The sequence below is a fragment of the Sphingomonas populi genome (assembly GCF_004208535.1).
Classification (GTDB): Bacteria; Pseudomonadota; Alphaproteobacteria; order Sphingomonadales; family Sphingomonadaceae; genus Sphingomonas; species Sphingomonas populi.
Window position 1 is genome coordinate 153,922 of the sequence record NZ_SGIS01000005.1, and the last position, 24,691, is coordinate 178,612.

The following is a 24,691-nucleotide window of genomic DNA, read 5'->3' on the forward strand; positions in this document are numbered from 1 at the left end:
CCTGATGGATTTCCTGCTCGGCCTGCGCTGGTATCAGATCGCCGCTGCGCTGGCGGCGGTGATCGCGCTTGCCTGGTACGCGCGCAAGCTCCGGCGCGACGAGGGCAAGCTCACTGACGTGGACAAGGCGCGGAGCATGGCCGAGGAACGGCTCGCCGGCTTCATCGGCCGCGCCGGGCTGGTCAGCGGTGATGGCGCCGCCGCGATCGTCGCGGGCAACGGCACGATCGCGGTGCTGCTCCATCGCGGCGTGCGCGTCGAGGCGCGCCGGCTGCTCGCGCCGCTCGCGCTCAGCACTTCGGTTGAGGGCGTGCGGATCGATACCGGCGAAAGCGTGCTGGGCAGCGTCACCCTGTTCGGCGTGCTGGAGGCCGACGTCCGCCGCATCGAGGGCATCGCGCAGGCCGGCAACGTCGTCGATATCCGCCAGTTCCGGCCACACTGAGCGCCGATATGGCGGGCCGCACGAAGCACGTCCGAACCGGCCCGAAAGCTGAACGAACGTTGCACAGCCGGTTCAGCATGGTTGCAGCCCTCGAGTCGTAGACAGTCTTCATCGCATCGAAGGAGACGTACGATGATGAAGCAGAAATTCGCCGCAGCAGCCCTTGCCGCCGCCGTGATCATGCCGATGGGCATCGCGGCACCCGCCGAAGCGCAGCGTTACGGCTATGATGATCGCGCGCAATATCAGCGCCACTATGATGACGACGGGCGCTATTATCGCGGCAACCACCGCCGGTATTATCAGGATTGCCGCCGCTCCAGCGGCACCACCGGCCTGATCGCCGGCGGCGCGGGTGGCGCAGTGCTCGGCTCGGTGCTCGGTGGCGGTACGCTCGGCACGGTACTGGGTGCGGTCGGTGGGGGTCTGCTCGGCAAGAGCCTCGACCAGAAGCACGACCGGGCGCAGAACTATCGCAACGGTTGTTGAAACGCGCGAGCGTGGCCGGTCACCGCACCGGCCACGCCTTACTTCCGTTTGCCGATCTGCAACGCGCCTACGCAACTCGCCCGGTCGATCGGGCTGCCGTCGGTCTGGCGCGCATCGACATAGCTGACCACCGGCTCGCTCTTGCCCTTGGGATAGAGATAGGCGTCGAGCACGCAGGTCGCATTGCCATATTGCAGCTTGCGCGCGTCGCCCTCGCGCACGTCGGCGATCGGCGCGCCGAACATCGCCGTCAGCGCAGGCCCGGTCTGCCCCATCACCTTTGTCAGCATCGCGCCGCCACCACCCGGCACCGGCACGAACGTCGCCGGGCGCGCCGCCGGCACGACGCCGCTGGCGCAGCCGCCGAGAGTCGCCGCCGCCAGCAGGGTCGTCGTGAATTTGGGGGCGAATCGTGTCATGCTTTTTCCCCGTGGAACAGATGCGTCGCCATCGCCGCGCCGAGCACGGGCGCCACGAGGTTGACGATCGGAACCATGAACAGCCCGGTGCCGGCAACCCCCAGCGTGAACCGCTCCAGCCGGGTGGACGCGCGCCAGCCACGCATCGCCGCAGCGGGCAAGTGCCGCGCCGCCACCATCTCGGCGAGGTCGCGCCCGAGCAGCCAACCGTTGACGACGAGGAACAGCGCTATCGTGCCGACTCCCGTCACCAGCAGCACGACATAGAGCGGCAACACCACGATATTGACGAGAACCGCGCGCACCGCCGAGCCGAGCCCCATCAACGCCGCGCGGCCCATGCCGACATGCCGTGCCTCAGCCAGCGCTTGCGGATAATGTTTGCGCTCGACCGCGACGACGATCTCCTCGGCAAACACCATCATCACCCCGATCGCGATTGCGCGGAACAGCAGCCACCCCGCCGCGAACACGGCGAGCAGGGCGGCGAACCCGGCAAGCGCCGACAGCCACCCGTCCGCCCCCTGCGTCGCGGCGAGGCTCTGCGCCCACATCCACGCGCCGCCGCCGAGCAACGCGAACAACGCGAAGGTGATCGCGAGCGATTTGGCGAACACGATCAGAAAGGCGCGGTCGCCGAACTGGCCGATCGAAAGGAAGAAGGCGCGGATCATCCGCCCGTCGTGCGGGCGGATCGCGCCCGCGTCAACGCGGTTGCGCAGGCGCACGCGCCGCCCTACGCGGCAGGTTTAGCCAATTCCCCGGAGAATCCCTTGAGCGCCCCAACTTACGACGTCGTCGCGATCGGCAACGCCATCGTCGATGTGCTTTCCCAGGCCACCGACGCCTTCATCGTCGATGCCGGCATGAACAAGGGATCGATGGCGCTGATGTTCTCGCCCGAAGAGGCGGACGCGCTCTACGCCAAAATGGGTCCGGGCATCGAGGCGAGCGGCGGCTCGGCGGCAAACACCGTCGCAGGCATCGCCGCGCTCGGCGGCAAGTGCGGCTTCATCGGCCAGGTTGCCAATGACGAACTCGGCCAGATCTTCGCGCACGACATCCGCTCGGTTGGCATCGACTTCACCACCGCGACTCGCGAGGGCGAGCCGACCACCGCGCGCTGCCTGATCTTCGTCACGCCCGATGGCCAGCGCACGATGAACACCTTCCTCGGTGCGTCGCAGTTCCTGCCTGAGACCGCGCTCGACCGCGAGATGATCGCCTCCGCCGCGATCCTGTATCTCGAAGGTTATCTGTGGGACCCCGAGGAGCCGCGCGCCGCAATGCGCGCCGCGATCGAGATCGCACGCAAGGCGGGCCGCAAGGTCGCGTTCACGCTCTCGGACACCTTCTGCATCGGCCGCCACGGCGGCGATTTCCGTGATCTGATGGCGAAGGATCTGCTCGACATCATGTTCGCCAACGAGGCCGAACTGCTCGCGCTGATGCAGACCGACGATTTCGATTCGGCGGTCGAGGCGGCATCGCAGCAGGTGCCGATGCTGGTGGTGACGCGCGGCGAACACGGCGCGATCGCGGTCTCGGGCGGCCAGACCGTCAGCGTCGGTGCCGAAGCCATCGCGCGTGTCGTCGATACCACCGGCGCGGGCGATCTGTTCGCGGCGGGCTTCCTCCACGGTCAGGCGCAGGATCTGAGCGTCGCCGAATCGCTCCGCCTCGGCGCGATCTGCGCGGCCGAGATCATCTCGCACTATGGCGCGCGCGCGCAGGTGGATCTGAAGGCGTTGATGGCAGAGAAACTGCGCGGATAGTCCGCTTTCTCGCACGGCATCTCCCCAGCGTAAGCTCGGATAAAGCCGTCACCCCAGCGCAAGCTGGGGTCTCGTGCGGCTCTTGTCCCGTGCGAGCCACAAGGAGATGGCAGCTTGCGCTGGCATGACGGTTGGCGGTTGACGATGGTCGGTTCATCCTGCGCAGCGTGGCGCGGCGACCGGCCGACCCGCGCTGGCGCGACCCGCCCGCACCGCCTAGCGTAGCGGCGATGACCACCCCGCTCGCCTCCCTGCGCCGTCGGATCGACGTGCGCACGATCGACGATGCGGAATGCGTCGCCTCGGTGTTGCTTGCGATCCTCGTCGCGCAGGCGATCGGCGCGACCAACGTCTCCTGGGCGGCGTTCGCCGGCTATATGGTGATGCGCGGCCATCTGCTGGAAACCGTGCAGCGTGGGCTGCTGCGTGTCGTCGGCACGCTGGCGGGCGGGCTGCTCGCGCTGGCGGCGATCCCGCTGATCGCGCCGCACTGGTGGCTCGCCGCGCCCGGTATCCTCACGATCGGCACCGTCACGCTCTACAAAGCGATCACCGCGAAGCGTGCCTATGCGTGGTTGTTCGTCGGCCTCACCTTCGCGATGGTGCTGTACGACAAGCTCCACGATCCCGAGATCCCGCTCGCCAGCTTCGTGCAGACGCGCATCCTCGAAACGGTCGCGGGGACGGCGGCGTGCGTGGTGGTCAGCCTGCTCTCCGCGCTCACGCTGCGCCGGCTGTGGCCAGCCGAGCGCAACGCTGCGACCGGCATCGCCGGGTGGAACTGGCCAGCGTTCCGCCACGCCGCGCAAGGCGGACTCGCGCTCGGGCTGCTGGTGATGGTGTCGGCGTGGTTCGACGTGCCCGCGCTGTCGGCCAGCGCGATCACGATCATGGCGGTGATGCTGGTGCCACTGTCGGGGATCGGCGCGAGCGGTTTCGTGCCGGTGAGCTGGCGGCTGGTCTACCGGCTGATCGGCGGGCTGGCAGGGGCGATCTTCGCGGCGGCGTTCCTGTTCGTTGGCGCCGGGTCAGCGCCGCTGCTGATTCTCGGCACGGCGCTCGGCGTGGCGGTTGGCCGCCACATCGAGAACGGCGACCACGCGCACCGCTACGCCGGCACCCAGTTCACGCTCGCGATCCTCGTGACCTTGGTCCCCGACAGCTATGCCGGCGCGGTCATTACGCCGGGGCTGGAGCGGCTGGCCGGGACATTGGTCGGCATGGCGGTGATCGAGCCGGTGCTCTTGCTCTGGCACCTGTTCGCCCCGCGCCGCGAGAAGACCGCAGCCGAGCGCAGCGAACCCGGCGGCATCTGATCGTCCCCGTGCCGGGGAGGATCAGTGCGAATAGCCGTCCAGTTCGTCCCCGACGATCCGCACGACATGCAGCACGTTGGTCGATCCCGGCGTCCCGAACCACGCCTGCCATGATGATGACCCGGTCGCCCGCCTTGGCGATATTGTGGCGCAGCGCCATCCGCTTCGACTTCGACACCATCTCCTCGAACGAGGTCACGTCCTTGGTGAGAATCGGATAGGCGCCCCACAGCAGCCCCGATCGCCGCGCCGTCTCGGGCTTGGGAGTCAGCACCATCAGCGGCACGCCCGGCCGTTCGCGCGCGACGCGGCGCGCGGTGGAGCCGGATGCGGTGAAGCAGATGATCGCCACCGCCGATACCGTCTCGGCGATGTTCTTGGCCGCTTCCGCCAGCGCGTCGGCGGTGGTCGGGTCGGGCCGCGTCACGGTGAAGTGGATGCGGTCGCCGTGGGTGGGGTCACTCTCCACCGAAGCGCCGATCGCGTCCATCATCGCCACCGATTCGACCGGCCAGGAGCCCGAGGCGCTTTCCGCCGACAGCATGATCGCATCGGCGCCGTCGTAGATCGCGGTCGCCACGTCGGACACTTCAGCGCGCGTCGGCGAGGGCGAGGTGATCATCGATTCGAGCATCTGCGTCGCCACCACCACCGGACGCCCCAACCGGCGCGACACTTCGATGATTCGCTTCTGGAGCGGCGGCACCGTCTCGGGCGGCAGTTCGACGCCGAGATCGCCGCGCGCGACCATCACGCCGTCGCACATCTCGACGATTTCCTCGAGCCGCTCGATCGCGCTCGGCTTCTCGATCTTGGCGAGCAAAGCCGCACGCCCCTGGATCAGTTTGCGCGCCTCGGCGAGATCCTCGGGCCGCTGCACGAACGACAGAGCGATCCAGTCGACCCCCTGGTCGCATGCGAAGGCGAGGTCGCTGCGGTCCTTCTCGGTCAGCGCCGCCATCGGCACCACCACGTCGGGCACGTTGAGGCCCTTGTTGTTCGACAGCCAGCCGCCGACGATCACTTCGGTGACGATTCGGTCGGCGTCATGCTCGGTGACGTTCAACACCAGCTTGCCGTCGTCGAGCAGCAGACGCGCGCCCGGCTCGATCGCCGCGAAGATCTCGCGGTGCGGCAGTTCGGCGCGGGTCGCGTCGCCCGGCGCGGACGAACGATCGAGGATGAAGGTCGCGCCCTTGATCAGCTCGACGCGCCCGTCGGCGAACTTGCCGACGCGCAGCTTCGGCCCCTGCAGATCGGCGAGGATCGTGGTCGGGCGGCGGTAGATCGTTTCCAGTTCGCGAATCGCCGCGATCACCGCGACCTTCGATTGCTGGTCGCCGTGGCTCATGTTGATTCGGAACGCGTCGGCGCCGGCTTCGTACAGCGCGGCGATCTGCTCGGGCGAGCTGCTGGCGGGGCCGAGCGTCGCGAGGATGCGGACCTTGCGCGAACGCGGGTGGATGGTCTTCGTCATGGCTGTTCCCGTCGGTTTGCGCGTGCCCCTCTAACCCCTATCTACCACCGATCAACCACGGAAAGACACCAATGACGACGATCGACGATCTCGACGACACGGTTGCCGCCGCCGCGTTCCGCCGGCTGGTCCACCATCTGCGCCATCGCAGCGACGCGCAGAACGTCGATCTGATGGGGCTGGCCGGCTTCTGCCGCAATTGCCTTGGGGATTGGGTGGCCGATGCGAGCGATGGCCAACTCGACAAGGATGCCGGCCGCGCCGTCGTCTACGGCATGCCCTATGCGCAATGGAAGGCCGAACACCAGACCGCCGCCACCCCCGAACAGATCGCGCGCATGCAGGAGAGCGTCGCCCGGAACGCGTGACGCGAGTCCGGGGGGTGACGCGGCGGCAAGGCTCGCTTAAAGGCGCTCGCTTTCAGCCATTCATACCCCCGGGGAATCAGCATGAGCGAGACCATCGCCGCCGACCAGCTTCGCCTTCTCATCGAGCGTATCGAGCGCCTTGAGGAAGAGAAGAAGGGCATCGCAGACGACATCAAGGACGTTTACGGCGAGGCCAAATCGACCGGCTTCGACGTGAAGACGATTCGCACCATCGTCCGCCTGCGCAAGATGGAGAAGCACCACCGCGACGAGGCGGAGATGCTGCTCGAGACGTACAAGCAGGCGCTGGGGCTGGCGTAAGCCAAGCGCGGCTACTCGCTTTTTCCGTTCGTCCTGAGTAGGGGCTGAGCTTGTCGAAGACCCGTATCGAAGGGCAGGATGCGGGGCACATCCTTCGATACGCGCCTTCGACTTCGCTCAGTCGCTACTCAGGACGAACGGATCAAGATCGTCAGGCGCGTTAGAATCATTCGGGACGTTTCCAATGGCAGGCCATTCCAAGTTCAAGAACATCATGCACCGCAAGGGTGCGCAGGATAAGAAGCGTTCGGGCATGTTCTCGAAGCTCAGCCGCGAAATCACCGTCGCGGCGAAGATGGGCCTGCCCGATCCGGACATGAACCCGCGCCTGCGCGCCGCCGTCAACGCCGCCAAGGCGCAGTCGGTGCCCAAGGACAATATCCAGCGCGCGATCGACAAGGCCTCGCGCAGCGATGCCGAGACCTATGAGGAAATCCGCTACGAGGGCTTCGGCCCGGGCGGCGTCAGCCTCATCATCGAGGCGCTGTCGGACAACCGCAACCGCACCGCCACCAACGTGCGAATCGCGGTGTCACGCAATGGCGGCAATCTCGGCGCGTCGGGCTCCGTCAGCCACGCGTTCGACCGGGTCGGGCTCATCACCTATCCGGTGAGCGTCGGCGATGCGGAAAAGGTGTTCGAAGCCGCGCTCGAAGCGGGCGCCGAGGACGTCACCTCGTCCGAGGACGGCCACGAGATCTGGACCGCGCAGGGCGATCTGCACGAGGTCGTCAAGGCGATCACCCCCGTGCTCGGCGAACCCGAGGGCGCCAAGCTCGCCTGGAAGCCGCAGACGATGGTCGAGGTCGGCGAGGACGACGCGGCCTTGCTGTTCAAGCTGATCGATACGCTCGACGACGACGACGACGTCCAGACCGTATGGGGCAATTACGAAGTCTCCGACGCGGTGATGGAGAAGCTGGCGTGAACGCATTCCCCTCCCGCTTGCGGGAGGGGCTAGGGGAGGGCCTGTCCTCCCCGATACGGTTCACGCGATTTCGACAGGCCCTCCCCCGGCCTTTCCCGCAAGCGGGAGGGGAGATTCGATGATCATCCTCGGCCTCGACCCCGGCCTCGCCACCACCGGCTGGGGGCTGATCCGCGCCGAGGGCAACCGCCTGTCGCACCTCGCCAACGGCCGCCTCAAGACCGACAGCGCCGCCCCGCTCGCGCGCCGGCTCACTCATCTCGACACGATGCTGTCCGCTCTGGTGTTCGATCACACGCCCGATGCCGCCGCCGTCGAGGAAGTGTTCGTCAACGCCAACCCGCAATCGACGCTCAAGCTCGGCCAGGCTCGCGGCGTGGTGATCTGCGCGGTGGCGCGCGGCGGCATCGACGTCGGCGAATATGCCGCGCGGCTGGTCAAGAAAGCGGTGGTCGGCACCGGCGCGGCCGAAAAGGCACAGGTCCACGCGATGGTCGCGCGGCTGCTGCCCGGCGTGAAGATCGACGGCCCCGACGCCGCCGACGCGCTCGCGGTGGCGATCTGCCACGCGCACCACCTCGCCAGCGCGCGATCGCTGGCGGGGCGATAAGGTTCGCGCGGCGGCGCTATGCCTAACCGTTCCCCCGCGAAAGCGGGGGGGCCAGAGCCACAAGCGATCCGTTGCGTGGCTCTGGACCCCCGCTTTCGCGGGGGAACGGGATGAGCTGAGGAAACCGTCGGCCTATCTTCCAGCCGCCGCGCGAACCGATCTTTTCGCTTTCCTCGCCCGCGCCGTTCCGCATATGTACCCATATGAACGCGATAGCCCGGCTCTCCTGACATGATCGCGCACCTCAAGGGCCGGCTCGACTCGACCGGGCTGGACCATGCCATCATCGATGTCGGCGGGGTCGGCTATCTGGTCGGCGCCTCGACGCGCACGCTGTCGGCGATCGGCGCGGTCGGCGAGGCCGTCATGCTCCACACCGAGATGCTGGTCGGCGAGGATTTCCTCCGCCTCGTTGGCTTCGCGACCGCCTCCGAACGCGACGCCTTCCGCTTGCTCACCGGCGTTCAGGGCGTCGGCGCGCGGGTCGCGTTGGCGATCCTTTCCGCGCTCGATCCGTCGGACCTCGCCCGCGCGATCGCCGCTCAGGACAAGGCGATGGTGGCGCGCGCCAACGGCGTCGGCCCAAAGCTCGCCGAGCGGATCGTGCGCGAATTGAAGGACCGGATCGGCGGGGTCGTGCTCGGCGGCGCGACGCCAGCGGTCGCGCCGGTCGGCGCGGGCGCGGATGCGGTATCGGCGCTGCTCAACCTCGGCTTCCGCCCGGCGGAAGCTTCAAGTGCGGTGGCTGTGGCAGAAGAGGATCTCGGCGCGGGCGCGACGCTCGACGCCTTGGTACGGCTCGCGTTGCGTAAGGCCGCGAAATAGCAATCGACCGCCCGCCACGCGGGCGGGCGGTCAGAAGGCTCAGCGACCGCCGCCCGAGGTGGCGGTGCCCCAGCGCGTATTCAACTGTTCCATCGCAGTGCTGTAGCTCTCGCGGAAGCACGGCGACTGGCGGACCGCATAGCGATATTCGGCGAGGCTTCGCTCGTCGGAACCGCACGCATTCTCAGCCGCGCGCGCGATGCGCTGGCGCAGCGCGGCGTGTTCGGCGGGGGTCGCCGGCGGCGTGAGGTTCGCCACGCGGATGCTGGTGATGACGTCGATCGGGTCGGCGAGCGCGGGCGTCGCCACAGCGGCCGCGCCGAACAGCGCGCACGCGAAAACAGCACCCCGGCCGATCGCCGTAGCTTTTAGAATTCCAGACATTGCATCATACTCCTGCGCGCCGCCTGCTATCCTGTGCCCGACGGGCGGGGGCGCTGCGCGGCAGCGTCCTCCTCATGGTCAGTCGCCGGCCCGCGACGCATAGGTCCGCGGCTGCTCCATGAAACTGGGCGGTTTCTGTACGCCTCTCGTGCGAGACCGACAAGAGCGTTTCGCAGCGGTTCGTAATGTCGCAAATTTCCAACCGATTCGGGATTAACTCGTTCCGTAACTGCAACGTTTGTCACAAAACCATGTATAGCCCGTGGCATGTCGATCCTGATGAAACCGCTTTGTGCTGTCCTCGGTCACCGCAGGTCGCGCCGCCGCGTATGGCATGATCACGTCGATCTGCGCGCGCTCTGCGTTCGCTGCGGCACGCCGCTGATTCGCAGCGTCGACAAGGGCTGGCGGGCGTTCGTGCCGAGCGACGACCATCCCGACCGGATCAGCCGCGAGTCCTATCGCGAGCAGATGAAACGCGAGGCCGAATTGCACGCGGCAGGCCCGCACGACCCCGAGCAATGGGCGCGCCTGCTGATCGCGACGTTGGGCGATCCCGCCCGGGCCGCCGCAGCCAATCCCGCCACTATATTCGAACGGCTGATCGTCGACCTGCAAAGCGAACCGGCCTTTGTCGAAGCGGTCGTGACCGGGCGACTTGATCTTCCTGCACGCGCTGCGGTTGGCAGTGCGTGTGGTCGGTTGATCGGTGCGCCACGCCCGCTGCCATTGCAGTTCGTCGATCCGCTGGCGCGCTATCTGTTCGCCCGCGCGCAATCGGCGCAACCTGGCACACCGCAGATGAGCGCCGTCACGCAGACCTGACGGCCCAACATTGACCGCTCGACAGGGCCGGTCGCGAACAGGTAGGGAACGGACCGATGGACGATCCCGACCGCCTGCTCGCACCCACGCGCCGCCCTGAGGACGTCGATGCGGCGCTGCGCCCCAAGTCGCTCGACGATTTCGTCGGGCAGAAAGCGGCGCGCGAAAATCTGCGCGTGTTCATCGCGGCGGCGCGTGCGCGCGGCGATGCGCTCGATCATGTGCTGTTCTTCGGCCCGCCGGGCCTCGGCAAGACCACGCTCGCGCAGATCATCGCGCGCGAGATGGGGGTGGGGTTCCGCGCCACCTCCGGGCCGGTGATCGCCAAGTCGGGCGATCTCGCCGCCTTGCTCACCAATCTCGAAGATGGCGACGTACTGTTCATCGACGAGATCCACCGGCTCCAGCCCGCCGTCGAGGAGGTGCTGTATCCGGCGATGGAGGATCGCGCGCTCGATCTGATGATCGGCGAGGGGCCGTCGGCGCGTTCGGTGCGGATCGATCTGCCGCGCTTCACGTTGGTCGGCGCGACGACCCGGCAGGGGTTGCTTACCACGCCGCTTCGCGACCGCTTCGGCATTCCGGTGCGGCTGAGCTTCTATACGGTCGATGAACTCGAACGCGTCGTCACCCGCGCCGCGTCGCTGCTCGGCCTCGGCATCACCGCCGATGGCGCGCGCGAAATCGCCAGGCGCGCGCGCGGCACGCCGCGCATCGCCGGACGGCTGCTGCGCCGCGTGCGCGATTTCGCGCATGCTGCCGGCCATGACAGCGTCGATGCGCGCGCCGCCGACGGCGCGCTCAACCGGCTCGAAGTCGATGGGCTCGGGCTCGACGCGATGGATCGGCGCTACCTCATGATGATCGCCGATATCTATCGCGGCGGCCCGGTCGGCGTCGAGACGCTCGCGGCGGGCCTCAGCGAGCCACGCGACACGGTCGAGGAAGTGATCGAGCCGTATCTGATCCAGCTCGGTCTGGTGGCACGCACCGCGCGCGGGCGCTGCCTCAACGCGGGCGGCTGGAAGCATCTCGGCCTCAACCCGCCGGCGGGCAGCCAGGACGGGCTGTTCGACTGATTATTCTGCGCGTGCAATCATTTGTTGTGCGCCGCACGATGGATCGCCTCGCGGCATTCTGATAGCGAATCGGATATGCTCACCGCCGTTGCCTCCGCGCGCGAAATCCTGGTTCGCCTTCACGATGTGATGGCGTCGCGCACGCCCGCACAGGCGAAGCTCAATTCGGTCGTCCAGATCGTCGGCGAGGGCATGGCGAGCGAGGTCTGCTCGATTTATCTGCTGCGCGACGGCGCGCTCGAACTCTACGCGACGCGCGGGCTGGCGCAGGAGGCCGTCCACGTCACCAAGCTCGCGCCGGGCGAGGGGCTGGTCGGCACGATCGCGCAGAATGTCGAGACGCTCAATCTCGATGAGGCGGCGTCGCACCCCGATTTCGCCTATCGGCCGGAAACGGGCGAGGACAAATATCACAGCTTCGCTGGCGTGCCGATCATCCGGCGTGAGCGCGCCGTGGGCGTCCTGTGCGTCCAGCATGCCGACCCGCACCGCTATGACGACGTCGAGATCGAGGCGTTGCAGACGGTGGCGATGGTGCTGTCCGAACTGATCGCCAACGCCGATCTGATCGATGGCGCGGGTGCCGCCGCCACTCGGGTCCAGCCGACCGCGCCAATCCGCATCGTCGGCCTCAAGCTGGTCGATGGCATGGCGAGCGGCTTCGCGGTCTATCATCAGCCGCGCATCGTCGTCGAACACACCGTCGCCGAGGATGTCGAGGCCGAGCGCCACCGCGTCTACGCCGCGTTCGACAAGATGCGCGAGCAGATCGACCGGATCGCGCGCGAAGCCGAATTCGGCGTAGGTGGCGAACATGAAGAGGTGCTCGCGACCTACAAGATGTTTGCCTACGACGAAGGCTGGGCGCGGCGCATCAACGAGGCGATCGACAGCGGCCTGACTGCCGAGGCCGCGATCGAGCGCGTCCAACAGCGCACCCGCATGCGTATGCGCCAGATCGACGATCCGCTGCTCGCGGACCGGATGCACGACCTTGAGGATCTTTCGAACCGCCTGCTCCGCATCGTCTCGGGCCAACTCGGCACCGCCGCGCAGATGGGCTTGCGGCAGGACACGATCCTGATCGCTCGCAATCTCGGCCCCGCCGAGCTGCTCGAATATGATCGCCGCCGCCTCAAAGGCGTCGTGCTGGAGGAAGGTTCGCTCACCGCGCACGTCACGATCGTCGCGCGAGCGATGGGCGTGCCGGTGCTCGGCCGCGTCAAAAGCGTGCGGCGCCTCATCAGCGAAGGCGACGCGCTGCTTCTCGACGTGACCGCCGGGCATGTGTTCGCGCGGCCGTCGTCCTCGATGGAGGAAGCGTTCGAGGCCAAGCAGGAGCTGCGCCAGAAACGCCGCGCCGCGTTCGCGTCGCTCAGGAACGAATTGCCCGTGACCAAGGACGGCCACCGCGTGACGGTGATGGTCAACGCGGGCTTGCGCGACGATGTCGCCGCGCTCGATCTGACCGGCGCCGACGGCATCGGCCTGTTCCGCACCGAATTCCAGTTCCTCATTTCCTCGACCTTGCCGGCGCGCGAGCGTCAGCAGCGCCTGTACCGCGACGTGCTGGAGACGGCCGGCGAGCGCCCGGTGATCTTCCGCACCGTCGATATCGGCGGGGACAAGGCTTTGCCGTATCTGAGCAAGGACGAGGACGAGGAGAACCCGGCGATGGGCTGGCGCGCGCTTCGGCTCGCGCTCGAACGGCCGGGGCTGATGAAGGCGCAGGCGCGCGCACTGCTCGAGGCGGCGGCTGGCCGTACGCTCAACGTGATGTTCCCGATGGTGTCCGAACCGTGGGAGTTCGATGAAGCGCGCGCCTTGTTCGAGGCGCAACGCGCGTGGCTGATCCGCCGCGGCAAGATGATGCCCGCCGCGATCCGCTACGGCGCGATGCTCGAAGTGCCCGCGCTGGCGGAACAGCTCGATCTATTGCTGCCCAAGCTCGATTTCCTGTCGGTCGGCACCAACGATCTGACGCAATTCCTCTTCGCCGCCGACCGCGCCAATCCCAAGCTCGCCGAGCGCTATGATTGGCTCAGCGCGGCGATCCTGCGCTTCTTGCGCCGGTTGGTCGAGCCGTGCCGGGCGGCGGGCGTGCAACTCGGCGTGTGCGGCGAGATGGGCGGACGGACGCTGGAGGCGATGGCGCTGATCGGCCTCGGCATCGACCGGCTTTCGATTACGCCGGCGGCGGTCGGCCCGGTCAAGGCGATGGTGCGCTCGCTCGACCGCGCCGCGCTGATCGCGAAGATGGAGGGCCTGCTCGCCGCCCCGCCGCGTGACATGCGCGCGGTGCTGACCGCCTGGGCCACCGAGCAGGGCGTCGAACTGGCGTAAGCGTCGCGGTCAGCGCCCGGCGAGGATGCCCGCCACGGCGAGCATCACTTCGGCGCGCCATTGCACGCCGATGTGGCTGCTGCGCACCTCGATCGCGCGCGCATCGGGTGCATGGCAGATCTCGCCCGAGACCAGGCCGTCGCTGCGGCTCCAGATCGCGGTTTCCGGGACCGGCAGTGGCTTGGCGGCGAGCGCGGCTTGCGCGCGGACGTGATCGTCGTCGATCCGGTCGCCGGTGAAGAATTCGAACGAGCGCCACACGTTGGTCGCGCGGGCCGAGCCGGCATAGGGCGAACTGATCGTGATGACTTCGCGAACCGAATTCGGCGCGCGGTGCGCCGCGATCCGGGCCATGATGCCGCCGAGGCTGATGCCGATCAGCGTCACCGGCTCGCCGGTCTGGCGGTGGAGCGCGGCGATGCGCTGCATCAGCACTTCGCCCTCGCGCCCGATCGCGCGCGCGCCGAGATTGCGGCCGAGGCCCCAGCCTTCGACCCGGTAGCCGAGCCTGCGGAGGAAGCGTTGCAGCAGCAGGTTCGAGCGATCGGTGTTGACGAGGCCGGGCAGGATCATCACCGGCCGCCCGTCGCCCTTCGGCGCGCTCTTCAGCCGGGCGCGCGCGCCGAGCAGTTCGGCGAGGCCCCACATTCCGCGCGGCAGTTCGGCGGCCCAGAGGAATTTGGAAGGGGGAAGCGCCGCTACGTCTTGAACCCCTAGGTTTTGAACCATTGCATCACCGTCATCGCAAACGGCGTCCACGCACCGATGCGGACGCCTGCATACCTCAACGCGTCGCCGGTCCATGCGTTGCATGTCTGCAAGGCACTGTAGCGGCCTTGGGCAGCGTAGAAGGCGTCGTTTTTGAAATAGCCAGTACGGTGCCATCCGCGCTTGGCGAAGCTGGCCCGGACGAAAGCGGCGAGGCGGCGGTATTCCTCCGGCCGCAGCGTTATCGCGCGGCTGTCCGCGTTCGGCGCAGGCCAGGGGAGGTGATCGACGTGCATCACCGTGCGGTCGCTGCCGAGCGCCGCCGTCAGCACGGTCAAGGGCTTCACGTCGGCCCAGGTCGGGGTTTCGAGGTAGAAAGCGCGTTCTCCCCAACCGATTGCGATGGCCGGATATTCCGCATAGCGGGGGTCGCTAAGATCCTCGGGGCGGATCAGGTCGCGCCAATCCACGCCGGCGGCGACGACGGGCACGATCAGGCCGGTGTGTACGCCGTTGCTCGACACCTGAATCCGCACGCCCTCGGCGGGCTCGCGCCAACCCGTATTGGTCGGGATCGCGCCGCCGATCAGGCCGGCGGCGCCATAGCCCAGCAAGAGCAACACCAGCGCCGCGACAGTATTTCGTAGCAAATGTAACCAGAATCGCCGCACGCATGTTCCCCGCCAACCAAGCGCGTGATACGCTACTGCGGTGATAGACGAAATCCTGCTTCAGCCTCCCGAGGGGGCCGCCGCCGACTGGACCGTGTCGCAGAATTGGGCGCATTACACGCCCGAAGACCATGCGGTGTGGGACACTTTGTTCGCGCGCCAGGCGAAGCTGCTGCCGGGGCGCGCGTCCGAAGCGTATTTGCGCGGGCTCGACGTGCTGCGGCTGTCCAAGCCGGGCATCCCCGATTTCGCGGAACTGTCCGAGCGGCTGATGAGCCTGACCGGCTGGCAGGTCGTCGCGGTGCCGGGGCTGGTGCCCGACGCCGTGTTCTTCGAGCATATGGCCAACCGCCGCTTCGTCGCCGGCAATTTCATCCGCCGCCGCGACCAGCTCGACTATCTCCAGGAACCCGACGTCTTCCATGACGTGTTCGGGCATGTGCCGATGCTCGCCGACCCGGTGTTCGCCGACTATCTGGTGGCATACGGGCAGGGCGGGCTTCGCGCCAACGGGATGCACGCGCTCAAATATCTCGCGCGGCTGTACTGGTATACGGTCGAGTTCGGGCTGGTCGCCGAGCCGGAAGGCTTGCGCATCTACGGCGCAGGCATCGTGTCGAGCTTCGCCGAGAGCCGCTTCGCGCTGGAGGATGCCAGCCCCAACCGGATCGGCTTCGATCTGGAGCGGGTGATGCGGACCGAATACCGGATCGACGATTTCCAGCAGAATTACTTCGTCATCCCGAGCTTCGACGCACTGCTGCGCGCGACGGTCGAGACCGATTTTGCGCCTTTGTACGACGTGATCCGGGGGCAGCCGGATATCGCGGTGGGGGAGATCGTCGCGGGGGATGCGGTGCTGACGCTCGGGACGCAGGAGTATGCGCGGGGGAAGGTGATTTAAGACTCGCATCGAGCACTATTATGATTTTTAATTCAGATGAGTGGGTACATCTACGGTAAAGGTTGTCTCGAAAAATTCATTTGAGTCAAAATAGCTTGCCGCTTGAGACTGCTGAACCCACACGTCGCCTTTGAAAAAATCGCGAACGATCTTAGAGGTGAGATGAAGGCCAACCCCAGTCCCCGGAAGTCCGGTTTGTATCGCTTGCGTTCCACGGACGCCGTTTAGAAATATTTGACTTTCCTCGGATTTATTGATGCGTGGTCCTAATGAGGTTATAGTAATTCTTGTTCGATCATTTTCCGTAACGTCAACTCGTATAACGGAACCAACTGGAGAGTATTTAACTGCGTTATCAATTAACGAAAATGGAACTAATTCAAAAACATCTGGACCGTGCAAGTATCGGTGAGATGAACCACTCAAAAATATACGTTTCTTTCCGGCTCCAGCGGAGCTCTTGAAGAACCTTACTACCTTATCAACTTTCTTAAAAAGGGGTACATATTTACTCGTGGTGATTGCATTAGGGTTGCTTAGTAAATCAAAAGCATCGATCCTCATTCGTAATATACCCTGAGCTGCTTCTACGTTCCCTATCCTTACTTCTGCCTCGCCAATGTCGCGCTGGAGAAGTATCTTCGCCTCGTTATTAGAATGTAAAATCGTGGTCGACAGTGACCTTAAATCGTGTATCAGCGCGTTCAAACTACTTTGAATGCGCCTTGCCTCTTGTTGAGCAAATTCAACGATGCTGGACGCGTAATCCTCTACTTGCACCTTGGTGAATTTTGGACCATGGCCGTGAAATCGCCGTCGAGCGCGAGTGCCGTCGGTTAATTCAAGTCCGGGGATGATTAGGCGCTCGCCTGATGGCAGGTAGCGGCAGAGCATATTATACCCCCAGTCATCAACGGACCAGCCTGGTTTCGCGAGCGCGCAATATCGCTGCAATCGCTCGTTCGAGCGTAATTCCACGGGGATAACATGAAGTGTTCCCCGTTCGATCCTTGGCTGGGTATCGGGGCCCGCAATGATCGTTGTCAACGCAAACATTTTAGTGGCTCAATGCTGCGAACATGTATGATGCAACAAGATTTAGTGCGATATTGCGAGCAGCGTCACCAATACGGGCTCTCGTAGCAAGGTTTTGGAAGTGTAAAAGATTAAAATCTCTTTGTTGAATAGAGCGAACGTATGAGTCTTCTAGTAGAAGTATATCTCTAGTATTGACATGTATGTCTATCATCCGCCGTCGTACGCGTTCCCAGACAAGAAATGGGTTTGTTGCTAATATAGCTAGTCTATCTAATTCCGAAATCCAGTCCTCTATATCGATATCCTTTTGGATAATGGCATCGGCTCGCTCGATTGCGGCGCGTACTGCCGGATCTGCGGTGACATTTCCGGTATAAGCAACTACAACTTTCTCCGGATAATTATTTTTAATCTCGCTTATTATGCTCGCGCCTTGCTTTATTGCATCGAAATGTCTGCCAACGCCAACGATGTCGCAAAGAATCAAAGGGAATTGACGCACCTGTTCAACTGATCGCAAGTCTCCAAGTAGAGTAAAAGAGTATCCATATGATTCAAGATTCATTTGTGGCTTGAATGGCTCGTCGTCGATGACCGCAATACTCAGCTTGCGCCGGCGCTCGCTTACGCCGCGACTAAGGGCGGCTTGCCGCTCATAAGCGGAAAGCTCTTCATTTGTTCTAAAGAATGCTAGAAGCTTATCTTTCATAACAAACCTTGCTTGAAAATTTTCTGGCGTCTTATAGCGCACCATCGCATGGCGAATCGCAGATTGCCATGACTAACCATTGGGGAACAACGAACTCATCCGCATCGAACGGACACGATGTAGCAGCATCGCACCGTCTGCATGACCTCTGCATCGCCCGGTGCTACACCCCCAATATGACCTTCCGGCTCCCCTATGCGCTGGCGACGCTCGCATTGTTCGCGATCGAGGCGGCCATCGCGCTCTTCGTGCATGACCGTTTCGTCCGCCCGCACGTCGGCGACGTGCTTGCGGTGGTGCTGGTCTATCTCGGGCTTCGCTCCATCACCCGGTTGCCGCGCTTCGGCGCGGTGGTCGCGGCGTTTGCGATCGCGTGCGCGGTCGAGGTCGGGCAGGCGGTCGATCTGGTCGATCGGCTTGGCCTCGCGGGCAATGCCGTCGCGCGCGTCGTGTTCGGCATGGGCTTCGACCCGTGGGATTTCCTCGCCTATCTGGCCGGCGCGGGGATCGCGTTGGTGTGCGATTCCCCACGGTCAGCGCGTCACCAGCTTCCGAAGCCGGGCGCGTCGTTGGCGCCGCCCGGCCCGAGCCGGGTCACGCGCGAGGCGCCGTAGCGGGCGCGTTTGCGCAAGGTGAGCGTCGGCCAGTCGCCGATCGCGTTGGCCGATACGGGCATCAGGCCCTGACGGCGATAAGCTTGCGTCACCGATTTCGCCTGCCAGTCGAGCAGCCCGGCGAGCACCAATGTCCCGCCCTCGGCGAGCGCCATCGCGATGGTGGGGGCGAGGCCGATCAGCGGGCCGGCGAGGATGTTGGCGACGATCAGATCATAGGGCGCGCGGCCGATCAGCAGCGGATGTTCGAGGCCGGGCGCCGCCGCCAGCGCGAGCGCGCCGGGTCCTTCGCCGAGCGGGATGTCGTTCACGCCGGCATTCTCTTCGGTGATCGAAATCGCGGCGGCATCGATGTCCGACGCGGTGGCATAAGCGCGCGGCCACAAATGCAGCGCGGCGAAGCCGAGCAGCCCGGTGCCGGTGCCGAGATCGAGGATGTTGCGGAAGCGTTTGCCTTGCACCTTCATCGCGTCGAGCGCGAGCAGGCAGCCGGTGGTGGTCTGGTGGTGGCCGGTGCCGAACGCGCGGCTCGCCTCGATGTGGAAGGCGTGTGCGCCCGGCGGCACATCGCCCTTGTTGGCGCTGGTGTGGACGTAGAAGCGCGCGGCGTGGACGGGCTCGATTCCCGCCTGGCTGAGCGTGATCCAGTCCTCGTCGGGGACGCGCTCGGCCTTGGCCTTCACGGTTGCCGAACTCGGCGCGAGCGCGCGCACCGCCGCGATGATCGCGGACCCGGGCTTGCCGCTGAAATAGGCGTCGAGCCGCCAGCTTAGCGGATCGTCCTCGATCTCCTCGCTGGTGATGATGACGGGGGAGGGATCGAACCCCTCCAGCCCTTCACCCATATCGATCGCCTCGGCCTCGTCGCGCGTGCAGGGGAGGGTGAGCTTCCAGCTTTCGTCGGCCATTATCCAATCTCAATCTGGCGGCTCGTCACCACCTTTAGCGCGGGAATATCAACGACGCGGTAGAAGAGCGGCCCCCGCTCGCTCAGGATGAGAGCAAGCCGGGTCGGCGTCAGCATCCACATACGCTCGATCCGGTCGACGCCCTTCATCACGAACGTCTGCTGGCCGCTTGCCAGCGTACCGACCAACAGATCCTGCCCGTCGCCATGTGCCTGTTTCACCGCCAGCAGATAATACGCGAAGGGGGGTGGCGGGGGCCGCTTGTCCGTTGGGGTGTTCGCTACGGCATCGACCACGCTGGTGTCGTCGTCGCCGATATCGGCTTCGGCATCGTCGGTGCTGCTGGCAGGAAAGAAAGCCGTTCGGTCGATGTGGCGGCTGTTATCCATGAGTATTCGACGGCTGTTTCCGCTGCGACGATCGAGCAGAACGAGATTGCGCTGATCGGCAGCATGCCGTGTCCCGCTGCTGAAGCCAGCACTGCTACCGTCGGTAGTGCCGATCTCGATCGCCAGCCATTCGGTGCCACGCACGTCTTTCATGTCCTCGACCCGATAGGTCTCGGTGTTCTTGGCAGTCTTGAGCTGCGGTTGCGCACGATTCGGTATCTTCGCCATGAAGCCTGCGAACGTCACCGCCAGGAATATCATCGCGATTGCCGCGACGACGCCAAGCGCTGAGAACCCCCACGTCAGCAGGCGAAGCGCCTTGGGTCGAGGGGTCGGCTTCGGCGCGTCAGCGGACATAGCTGGCTCCATTCACGTCGATCACCGCGCCCGTCATCGAGGGCGGCGCTTCGAGCGCGAGGAATTTGACGGTCGTGGCAATCTCGGCGGGGTCGGCGACGCGGCCGAGCGGGATGTCGGCGAGGAGCTTGTCGCCGCCACGGCTGGCGAGATAGTCCTCGGCCATGCCGGTCATGGTGAAGCCGGGGCAGACCGCGAAGGCGAGGATGTTCTCGCGCGCATAGCCGCGTGCGATCGTCTTGGTCATCGCGACCATGCCGGCCTTGGAGGCGGCGTAATGCCAGTGCGCCGGGCTGTCGCCGCGATAGGCGGCACGGCTGGCGACGTTGACGATGCGACCGCCCACGCCGCGCGCCTGCCAGTGGAGCACGGCGAGGCGGCAGAGTTCGGCGGAGGCGGTGAGGTTGATGCGCAGCGTGCGCTCCCACCCGGCGACCCAGTCGTCGCCATCGAGCGGATTGGCCTCGAACACGCCGGCATTGTTGACGAGCACGTCAATGCTGCCGCCGAAGTGGTCGAGCGCGGCGTGCCACACGGCTTGCGGCGCGGCGGGATCGGCGAAGTCGGCGGCGATCGTGTTCGCGGCGGTGCTGCGGGTCGCCTGGCCGATGAGGGCAACGTCGGGGAGATCGAGCGCGGTGACGATCGCCGCGCCGATGCCGCGCGACGATCCGGTGAGAAGCACGTTGGTCATGCGGCTTCCTAGAGCAACGCCCTGCTCAGCCGCAAACTTTCTTAAATCACATCGAGCACCAGCCCGAGGTCGCGCGCTTCTTCCGCCTCGATATACCAGTTCGACGGTGCCTTCTCGCGCAGTGTGTCGAAATCGACCCGGCTGCCTTTGACGAGATCGCGGAAGCCTTCCTCCTCGATCAGGATCGAATGTTCGATCTCGTGAAGCGCGGCCTTGATCGAGGCGACGCACATCCGCAGCGGGCCGTTGATGTTGAGCTGCTTCTGGATGGTGCGCTCGTGGATCATCAGCCGGGTGTGGCGGGTGAGGAAGCGGCGCTCGACCGGGAAGGCCGACATGAAAGTCGCGCCGGCCGAATAGACCGCGACCTTGCCGAGGAACAGGATCTCGCGCCCGTCATGCTCGGTCAGCAGCCGGATATCGTCGGCCATCGTGCGCGCGACCTCGGGATCGCCGCCGAGCGTGGTCATCGCGATGACGATGGTGCCCTCGTTCGGGCAGGTGTCGAGCATCTGCCGGAAAGTAGCGTACATGGCCTGATCGACCGTGCCGGAGAGGCGGATGTGCGGGCGGGCGAGCAGCGGATAGCGGGTGATGGACATGGCGCGCGAAATGCTTGGGCGGCGGTAGAGTTCCGTTCAGCTTGCTTTGCGTGCGAACAGGCTGGTGGCGGGGCGGCCGACCGGAGCGGTCGCCGGTTCAGGGATGCGGCTTTCGAGCGGGCCGAGCCAGCGCGCCGCGCGCGCGCCGATCGCGAGTTTGGGGTTGGAGGCGCGTAGCTTGCCCTGCGTTTCCCATTTGGTGATCAGCGTCGTCGCGTCCTTCGCGGCGGCGGCGAAGGGCTGATCCTTGCGAAGCGCGTGGTTGATGAGCGCGTCGCCGAAGAAGGTCCAGTCGCTGTCCGCCTCGCAACCGAACGAGGAGCGATCGGCGGCGGCGGCGGTCATCACGATGCCGTCGGCGTTGGCGAGCGCGGGCACGAAGACGCCCGAATAGCAGGCGCTGATGATCACCAGCCGGCGCTTCAGCCCGAGCGTGTTGAGCATCGCCGACAGCCGCTCCGGCCCGACCGCGCCGACGCCAGCATCGCCGTCCTGATAGACGATGCCATAGGGCGCGCCGTGGCTGGTGGTGTAGAGCACCAGCACGTCCTCGGTCTTGTCGATCACTTCGGCGATACGGGCCAGTGCGGCGGCGATATTGTCGGGTGAACCGCGCGCGAGCGTGTCCGCGCCATGCCCGTCGGGGCCGGCGAGCACGATCGTGCGGCCGGCGGCGTCGTAGCGGCGGGCGAGAACCTTGCCGGCCTCGCGCGCTTCGCGGCCGAACACGGGATCGCTGTCGAGCCCCGCCACCAGCACATAGGCATCGACCACGCCCTTGCGCTGCGGCTGGAGCGCGGTGAGCGCGCGGTCGAGCCGGCGATGTTCGGCGAGTTGCCAGCCGGGATCGCGGCCATGTTCGACCTGGAAGCCCTGCGCGGCATAATCGGCGAAGTCGTCCTCTTCCTGCCGCGCTGGTGCCGGCGGACGTGGCTTGGCGGCTTTGGGCGCTTGCGCCGAGGCAGCGACCGAGAGCAGCAGGGCGGCGAGCAAAAGCGCTCGGAACGGACGCAGGGGCATGCGGGATATCCAATGGAATGTTCGCATGTGCTCGCCTGCGGAGCGCGCGCAGTCAATGTGCAAGCCAATGGGATCGCGCTTGAAACATACCTGCTCCGCGCCCTAGGCTGTTGCATCCGAAACTAAACAGGGTCGCCCTCACCGATGCGCGCCAAACTCTTTCTGCTCGCTGCCACCGCCCTCGCGCTCAGCCCCGCCGCCGCGCAGGTCGGCGACAAGAGCCCGCCCCCGCCGGGTGGCGACATTCCGGCCAAGTTCACCCAGCCCGAGGCGGCGCGCGATTACGTCAAGCGCGAGGTGATGATCCCGATGCGCGACGGCACCAAGCTCTACACCGTCATCGTCTACGCCAAGGGCCTTACCAACGCGCCGATCGTGCTGACCCGCACGCCGTACAACGCCAAGGGCCGCGCCAACCGGATGGACAGCCCCTCCGAACTCTCGACGTTGCCGCTCGCCGACGAGATGTTCGTGAAGGCTGGCTATATCCGCGTCTATCAGGACATTCGCGGCAAATACGGCTCGGAGGGGCAATATGTCGTCACGCGCCCGGTGATCGGCCCGCTCAACCCGACCAAGGTCGATCACACCACCGATGCCTATGACACGATCGACTGGCTGGTGAACAAGGCGAACCTGCCCGAGTCGAACGGCAAGGTCGGCATGATCGGATCGTCCTACGAAGGCTTCACCGTGGTGATGGCGCTGCTCCATCCGCACCCCGCGCTGAAAGTCGCCGCGCCACAAAGCCCGATGATCGACGGCTGGATGGGCGACGACTGGTTCCATTACGGCGCGTTCCGCCTCGCCAACATCGGCTGGATCGGCTCGCAGACCGGCTACAAGGGCGAGAGCAAGGTGCCGCGTTCTGGCGGGTGGGACGATTACGAGAATTTCCGGGGCGTCTCGGCGGGCGATTGGGCGAAGCAGTCGGGCTACGACCAGTTGCCGGCGTGGCAGCGGATGGTCGCGCATCCCGCCTATGACGCGTTCTGGCAGGGCCAGGCGCTCGACACGTTGCTCGCGCAAAGCCCGTCCGACGTGCCGACGCTCTGGGAACAGGGCCTGTGGGACCAGGAGGATATGTGGGGCGCGATCCACAGCTATGAATCGCTGGTCAAGGCCGGCAAGGGCGCGAGCAACCATATCGTGATGGGGCCGTGGCGGCACAGCCAGATCAACCGCGAGGGGCGCAGCCTCGGTGCGTTCCAGTGGAACGGCGACACCGCGCAGCAATATCGCGAGGACATGGTGCTGCCGTTCTTCAACCAGTATCTGAAGGACGGCCCGGCGGTGACGCTGCCGGCGGCGGCGATCTACAATACGGGCGAGAACCATTGGGACAATTTCAGCCGCTGGCCGCTCGCCTGTGACAAGGATTGCGCGACGCCGCTGACGCCGCTGTATCTGCAAGCCGGCAAGGGGCTCGGCTTCGAGAAGGCGGCGAGCGGCGGCGATTCCTACCTGTCGGACCCGGCCAACCCGGTGCCGCATCTGCCGCGCCCGGTGAACTTCAAGGACGGGCGCTGGGGTGACTGGCTGGTGTCCGACCAGCGCTCGGTCGACGGGCGTACCGATGTGGTGAGCTATACGACTCCCGTGCTGACCCAGACGGTGCGCGTGTCGGGCGTGCCGTGGGCGGATATCTTCGCCAAGACCACCGGCACCGATGGCGATTTCGTGGTGAAGATCATCGACGTCTACCCGGAGGAGAATGCCACCGATCCGAAGATGGGTGGCTATCAACTGCCGATCAGCCTCGACATCTTCCGTGGCCGCTACCGCGACAGCTTCGCCAAGCCGACCGCGATCCCGGCCGGCAAGGTGCAGGAATACAAGTTCCGGTTGCCGGCGGTGAACCACGAGTTCCTGCCCGGCCACAAGATCATGGTGCAGGTCCAGGCCTCGCTGTTCCCGCTCTACGATCGCAACCCGCAGACCTTCGTGCCCAACATCTTCCTCGCCAAGCCGGGCGATTACCGCGCCGCGACGGTGACGATCGAGCACGGCGCGGCGGGCGCGAGTTCGGTGCTGCTGCCGGTGGTGCCGGTCGATCAATCGGCGGCGATGGCGAAGTGAGGCTTGGCAAGATGCCGGGGGAGTGATCCGCCGGCATCTTGCCAAGAGCGATGCCGATCTGGCTTGGCAGGGTTGGAAGTCCGGTGCAGTCGCGCGAAGGACGTGCCAAACACGGCAGCGCTGTTGTCACGCACTTCGACTGCGCTCAGTGCGAACGGTTGAGAGAAAACGCACCCTTGCCCAAGAGCCGTTCGCCCCGAGCGAAGTCGAGGGGCAGACCGGAGCGCAGGTGTCTCGACTTCGCTTGTGTGTTGGAAATGTGCATACTGGCGATTGCCGGGACGGGGTGGCCACCCCGTCCCGGCGGCGGATGTGAGGCCGTTCGACTTCGCGATCTTGCAAGATCGTTGCTGAGCAGGGCCGCATCCGTCTTCCCAAACCCCGAACAGTTGCT

Annotated in this window: 27 protein-coding genes and 1 pseudogene; 15 read left to right on the forward strand and 13 right to left on the reverse strand. The window is 65.7% G+C overall.

Annotated elements, in window-relative coordinates; translation table 11 throughout:
• Positions 1–4: 4 nt before the first annotated feature.
• Together EWE75_RS05130 and EWE75_RS05135 are read left to right on the forward strand one after the other, a co-directional pair.
• Complete coding sequence (locus EWE75_RS05130; protein WP_130155611.1) at positions 5–445, forward strand: hypothetical protein; 441 nt, start codon at positions 5–7, stop codon at positions 443–445.
• Positions 446–577: 132 nt separating this feature from the next.
• Positions 578–934, forward strand: a complete 357-nt coding sequence (locus EWE75_RS05135) for a hypothetical protein (protein WP_345789368.1) — start codon at positions 578–580, stop codon at positions 932–934.
• A 38-nt stretch (positions 935–972) separates the two neighbouring features.
• Here the strand turns inward: EWE75_RS05135 and EWE75_RS05140 are convergent, their stop codons facing one another.
• Positions 973–1,353 (reverse strand): hypothetical protein, encoded by a 381-nt coding sequence (locus EWE75_RS05140; RefSeq protein ID WP_130155612.1) that lies wholly within the window; start codon positions 1,351–1,353, stop codon positions 973–975.
• Positions 1,350–2,081, reverse strand: coding sequence for an EI24 domain-containing protein (locus EWE75_RS05145; protein ID WP_345789369.1), 732 nt, complete (start codon positions 2,079–2,081; stop codon positions 1,350–1,352). Before EWE75_RS05145 ends, EWE75_RS05140 begins: the two co-directional genes overlap by 4 nt.
• A 45-nt stretch (positions 2,082–2,126) precedes the next feature.
• On the opposite strand from EWE75_RS05145, the gene EWE75_RS05150 reads away from it, so the two are divergent.
• The gene (locus EWE75_RS05150) at positions 2,127–3,128 is read left to right on the forward strand and encodes an adenosine kinase (protein WP_130155613.1); all 1,002 of its coding nucleotides are present in this window, start codon (positions 2,127–2,129) and stop codon (positions 3,126–3,128) included.
• 131 nt (positions 3,129–3,259) lie between these two features.
• On the forward strand, positions 3,260–4,444 hold the full coding sequence (locus EWE75_RS05155) for an FUSC family protein (protein WP_231708217.1): 1,185 nt from the start codon (positions 3,260–3,262) through the stop codon (positions 4,442–4,444).
• A gap of 21 nt (positions 4,445–4,465) precedes the next feature.
• Here the strand turns inward: EWE75_RS05155 and pyk are convergent.
• Positions 4,466–5,921: pseudogene (pyk, locus tag EWE75_RS05160) on the reverse strand (pyruvate kinase).
• A gap of 71 nt (positions 5,922–5,992) precedes the next feature.
• On the opposite strand from pyk, the gene EWE75_RS05165 reads away from it, so the two are divergent.
• The 5 genes from EWE75_RS05165 (at position 5,993) to ruvA (ending at position 8,973) form a co-directional block, all read left to right on the forward strand.
• Positions 5,993–6,289 (forward strand): DUF1244 domain-containing protein, encoded by a 297-nt coding sequence (locus tag EWE75_RS05165; protein ID WP_130155614.1) that lies wholly within the window; start codon positions 5,993–5,995, stop codon positions 6,287–6,289.
• A gap of 81 nt (positions 6,290–6,370) precedes the next feature.
• The gene (locus tag EWE75_RS05170; RefSeq protein ID WP_010160912.1) at positions 6,371–6,610 is read left to right on the forward strand and encodes a DUF2312 domain-containing protein; all 240 of its coding nucleotides are present in this window, start codon (positions 6,371–6,373) and stop codon (positions 6,608–6,610) included.
• 184 nt (positions 6,611–6,794) lie between these two features.
• Positions 6,795–7,538, forward strand: a complete 744-nt coding sequence (locus EWE75_RS05175) for a YebC/PmpR family DNA-binding transcriptional regulator (protein ID WP_130155615.1) — start codon at positions 6,795–6,797, stop codon at positions 7,536–7,538.
• Positions 7,539–7,656: 118 nt separating this feature from the next.
• On the forward strand, positions 7,657–8,148 hold the full coding sequence (ruvC, locus tag EWE75_RS05180; protein ID WP_130155616.1) for a crossover junction endodeoxyribonuclease RuvC: 492 nt from the start codon (positions 7,657–7,659) through the stop codon (positions 8,146–8,148).
• 231 nt (positions 8,149–8,379) lie between these two features.
• A complete protein-coding gene (ruvA, locus tag EWE75_RS05185; protein WP_130155617.1) occupies positions 8,380–8,973 on the forward strand; it encodes a Holliday junction branch migration protein RuvA in 594 nt (197 codons plus the stop codon).
• Positions 8,974–9,012: 39 nt separating this feature from the next.
• On the opposite strand, the gene EWE75_RS05190 is transcribed toward ruvA, so the two are convergent.
• Complete coding sequence (locus EWE75_RS05190) at positions 9,013–9,357, reverse strand: UrcA family protein (RefSeq protein ID WP_130155618.1); 345 nt, start codon at positions 9,355–9,357, stop codon at positions 9,013–9,015.
• Positions 9,358–9,636: 279 nt separating this feature from the next.
• On the opposite strand from EWE75_RS05190, the gene EWE75_RS05195 reads away from it, so the two are divergent.
• The 3 genes from EWE75_RS05195 to ptsP all read left to right on the forward strand — a co-directional run bounded on the left by EWE75_RS05195 (position 9,637) and on the right by ptsP (position 13,604).
• Positions 9,637–10,182 (forward strand): hypothetical protein, encoded by a 546-nt coding sequence (locus EWE75_RS05195; protein WP_130155619.1) that lies wholly within the window; start codon positions 9,637–9,639, stop codon positions 10,180–10,182.
• 56 nt (positions 10,183–10,238) lie between these two features.
• Entirely contained in the window at positions 10,239–11,261 is a 1,023-nt protein-coding gene (gene ruvB, locus EWE75_RS05200) for a Holliday junction branch migration DNA helicase RuvB (RefSeq protein WP_130155620.1), read from the forward strand.
• A 75-nt stretch (positions 11,262–11,336) separates the two neighbouring features.
• Positions 11,337–13,604 (forward strand): phosphoenolpyruvate--protein phosphotransferase, encoded by a 2,268-nt coding sequence (gene ptsP, locus EWE75_RS05205; RefSeq protein WP_130155621.1) that lies wholly within the window; start codon positions 11,337–11,339, stop codon positions 13,602–13,604.
• A 9-nt stretch (positions 13,605–13,613) separates the two neighbouring features.
• Here ptsP and EWE75_RS05210 read toward each other — a convergent pair whose 3' ends face one another.
• Together EWE75_RS05210 and EWE75_RS05215 are read right to left on the reverse strand one after the other, a co-directional pair.
• Positions 13,614–14,333, reverse strand: a complete 720-nt coding sequence (locus EWE75_RS05210) for an esterase/lipase family protein (protein WP_165388269.1) — start codon at positions 14,331–14,333, stop codon at positions 13,614–13,616.
• Positions 14,318–14,935: a TIGR02117 family protein gene (locus EWE75_RS05215; protein ID WP_231708218.1), complete on the reverse strand. Its 618-nt coding sequence runs from the start codon at positions 14,933–14,935 to the stop codon at positions 14,318–14,320. The genes EWE75_RS05210 and EWE75_RS05215 overlap by 16 nt, the downstream gene beginning before the upstream one ends.
• Before the next feature lie 88 nt (positions 14,936–15,023).
• On the opposite strand from EWE75_RS05215, the gene phhA reads away from it, so the two are divergent.
• The gene (phhA, locus tag EWE75_RS05220; RefSeq protein ID WP_130155623.1) at positions 15,024–15,887 is read left to right on the forward strand and encodes a phenylalanine 4-monooxygenase; all 864 of its coding nucleotides are present in this window, start codon (positions 15,024–15,026) and stop codon (positions 15,885–15,887) included.
• A gap of 27 nt (positions 15,888–15,914) precedes the next feature.
• Here phhA and EWE75_RS05225 read toward each other — a convergent pair whose 3' ends face one another.
• The gene (locus EWE75_RS05225) at positions 15,915–16,943 is read right to left on the reverse strand and encodes a sensor histidine kinase (protein WP_130155624.1); all 1,029 of its coding nucleotides are present in this window, start codon (positions 16,941–16,943) and stop codon (positions 15,915–15,917) included.
• A gap of 1 nt (position 16,944) precedes the next feature.
• Positions 16,945–17,679, reverse strand: coding sequence for a DNA-binding transcriptional response regulator (locus EWE75_RS05230; RefSeq protein WP_165388270.1), 735 nt, complete (start codon positions 17,677–17,679; stop codon positions 16,945–16,947).
• A gap of 131 nt (positions 17,680–17,810) precedes the next feature.
• Here EWE75_RS05230 and EWE75_RS05235 point away from each other — a divergent pair, with 131 nt between their 5' ends.
• Entirely contained in the window at positions 17,811–18,248 is a 438-nt protein-coding gene (locus EWE75_RS05235) for a ribosomal maturation YjgA family protein (RefSeq protein ID WP_130155626.1), read from the forward strand.
• Here EWE75_RS05235 and EWE75_RS05240 read toward each other — a convergent pair.
• From EWE75_RS05240 to EWE75_RS05260, 5 genes are read right to left on the reverse strand one after another with little or no spacing between them, the layout of a single operon-like run.
• On the reverse strand, positions 18,176–19,156 hold the full coding sequence (locus EWE75_RS05240) for a 50S ribosomal protein L11 methyltransferase (protein WP_130155627.1): 981 nt from the start codon (positions 19,154–19,156) through the stop codon (positions 18,176–18,178). The two genes, EWE75_RS05235 and EWE75_RS05240, sit on opposite strands and share 73 nt — an antisense overlap.
• Complete coding sequence (locus EWE75_RS05245) at positions 19,156–19,902, reverse strand: hypothetical protein (protein ID WP_130155628.1); 747 nt, start codon at positions 19,900–19,902, stop codon at positions 19,156–19,158. Before EWE75_RS05245 ends, EWE75_RS05240 begins: the two co-directional genes overlap by 1 nt.
• Positions 19,892–20,596 carry an SDR family NAD(P)-dependent oxidoreductase gene (locus tag EWE75_RS05250; protein WP_130155629.1) on the reverse strand — a complete coding sequence of 235 codons (705 nt, stop codon included), beginning with the start codon at positions 20,594–20,596 and terminating at the stop codon, positions 19,892–19,894. The genes EWE75_RS05245 and EWE75_RS05250 overlap by 11 nt, the downstream gene beginning before the upstream one ends.
• A 41-nt stretch (positions 20,597–20,637) precedes the next feature.
• Entirely contained in the window at positions 20,638–21,198 is a 561-nt protein-coding gene (locus EWE75_RS05255; protein WP_130155630.1) for an ATP-dependent Clp protease proteolytic subunit, read from the reverse strand.
• A 36-nt stretch (positions 21,199–21,234) separates the two neighbouring features.
• Positions 21,235–22,218 carry a C13 family peptidase gene (locus EWE75_RS05260; RefSeq protein ID WP_130155631.1) on the reverse strand — a complete coding sequence of 328 codons (984 nt, stop codon included), beginning with the start codon at positions 22,216–22,218 and terminating at the stop codon, positions 21,235–21,237.
• Positions 22,219–22,362: 144 nt separating this feature from the next.
• Here EWE75_RS05260 and EWE75_RS05265 point away from each other — a divergent pair, with 144 nt between their 5' ends.
• Positions 22,363–24,297: a CocE/NonD family hydrolase gene (locus EWE75_RS05265; protein ID WP_130155632.1), complete on the forward strand. Its 1,935-nt coding sequence runs from the start codon at positions 22,363–22,365 to the stop codon at positions 24,295–24,297.
• Positions 24,298–24,691 lie beyond the last annotated feature (394 nt).

Coding starts and splice junctions, on each gene's coding strand:
- EWE75_RS05210 (WP_165388269.1), bottom strand. CDS start 14,333: ATGGTTCAAAACCTAGGGGTTCAAGACGTAGCGGCGCTTCCCCCTTCC.
- EWE75_RS05245 (WP_130155628.1), bottom strand. CDS start 19,902: ATGTCCGCTGACGCGCCGAAGCCGACCCCTCGACCCAAGGCGCTTCGC.
- ptsP (WP_130155621.1), top strand. CDS start 11,337: ATGCTCACCGCCGTTGCCTCCGCGCGCGAAATCCTGGTTCGCCTTCAC.
- EWE75_RS05255 (WP_130155630.1), bottom strand. CDS start 21,198: ATGTCCATCACCCGCTATCCGCTGCTCGCCCGCCCGCACATCCGCCTC.
- EWE75_RS05260 (WP_130155631.1), bottom strand. CDS start 22,218: ATGCCCCTGCGTCCGTTCCGAGCGCTTTTGCTCGCCGCCCTGCTGCTC.
- ruvB (WP_130155620.1), top strand. CDS start 10,239: ATGGACGATCCCGACCGCCTGCTCGCACCCACGCGCCGCCCTGAGGAC.
- EWE75_RS05225 (WP_130155624.1), bottom strand. CDS start 16,943: ATGTTTGCGTTGACAACGATCATTGCGGGCCCCGATACCCAGCCAAGG.
- EWE75_RS05235 (WP_130155626.1), top strand. CDS start 17,811: ATGACCTTCCGGCTCCCCTATGCGCTGGCGACGCTCGCATTGTTCGCG.
- EWE75_RS05190 (WP_130155618.1), bottom strand. CDS start 9,357: ATGTCTGGAATTCTAAAAGCTACGGCGATCGGCCGGGGTGCTGTTTTC.
- EWE75_RS05240 (WP_130155627.1), bottom strand. CDS start 19,156: ATGGCCGACGAAAGCTGGAAGCTCACCCTCCCCTGCACGCGCGACGAG.
- EWE75_RS05230 (WP_165388270.1), bottom strand. CDS start 17,679: ATGGTGCGCTATAAGACGCCAGAAAATTTTCAAGCAAGGTTTGTTATG.
- EWE75_RS05170 (WP_010160912.1), top strand. CDS start 6,371: ATGAGCGAGACCATCGCCGCCGACCAGCTTCGCCTTCTCATCGAGCGT.
- ruvC (WP_130155616.1), top strand. CDS start 7,657: ATGATCATCCTCGGCCTCGACCCCGGCCTCGCCACCACCGGCTGGGGG.
- EWE75_RS05130 (WP_130155611.1), top strand. CDS start 5: ATGGATTTCCTGCTCGGCCTGCGCTGGTATCAGATCGCCGCTGCGCTG.
- EWE75_RS05265 (WP_130155632.1), top strand. CDS start 22,363: ATGCGCGCCAAACTCTTTCTGCTCGCTGCCACCGCCCTCGCGCTCAGC.
- EWE75_RS05250 (WP_130155629.1), bottom strand. CDS start 20,596: ATGACCAACGTGCTTCTCACCGGATCGTCGCGCGGCATCGGCGCGGCG.
- EWE75_RS05195 (WP_130155619.1), top strand. CDS start 9,637: ATGAAACCGCTTTGTGCTGTCCTCGGTCACCGCAGGTCGCGCCGCCGC.
- EWE75_RS05175 (WP_130155615.1), top strand. CDS start 6,795: ATGGCAGGCCATTCCAAGTTCAAGAACATCATGCACCGCAAGGGTGCG.
- EWE75_RS05140 (WP_130155612.1), bottom strand. CDS start 1,353: ATGACACGATTCGCCCCCAAATTCACGACGACCCTGCTGGCGGCGGCG.
- EWE75_RS05135 (WP_345789368.1), top strand. CDS start 578: ATGATGAAGCAGAAATTCGCCGCAGCAGCCCTTGCCGCCGCCGTGATC.
- ruvA (WP_130155617.1), top strand. CDS start 8,380: ATGATCGCGCACCTCAAGGGCCGGCTCGACTCGACCGGGCTGGACCAT.
- EWE75_RS05165 (WP_130155614.1), top strand. CDS start 5,993: ATGACGACGATCGACGATCTCGACGACACGGTTGCCGCCGCCGCGTTC.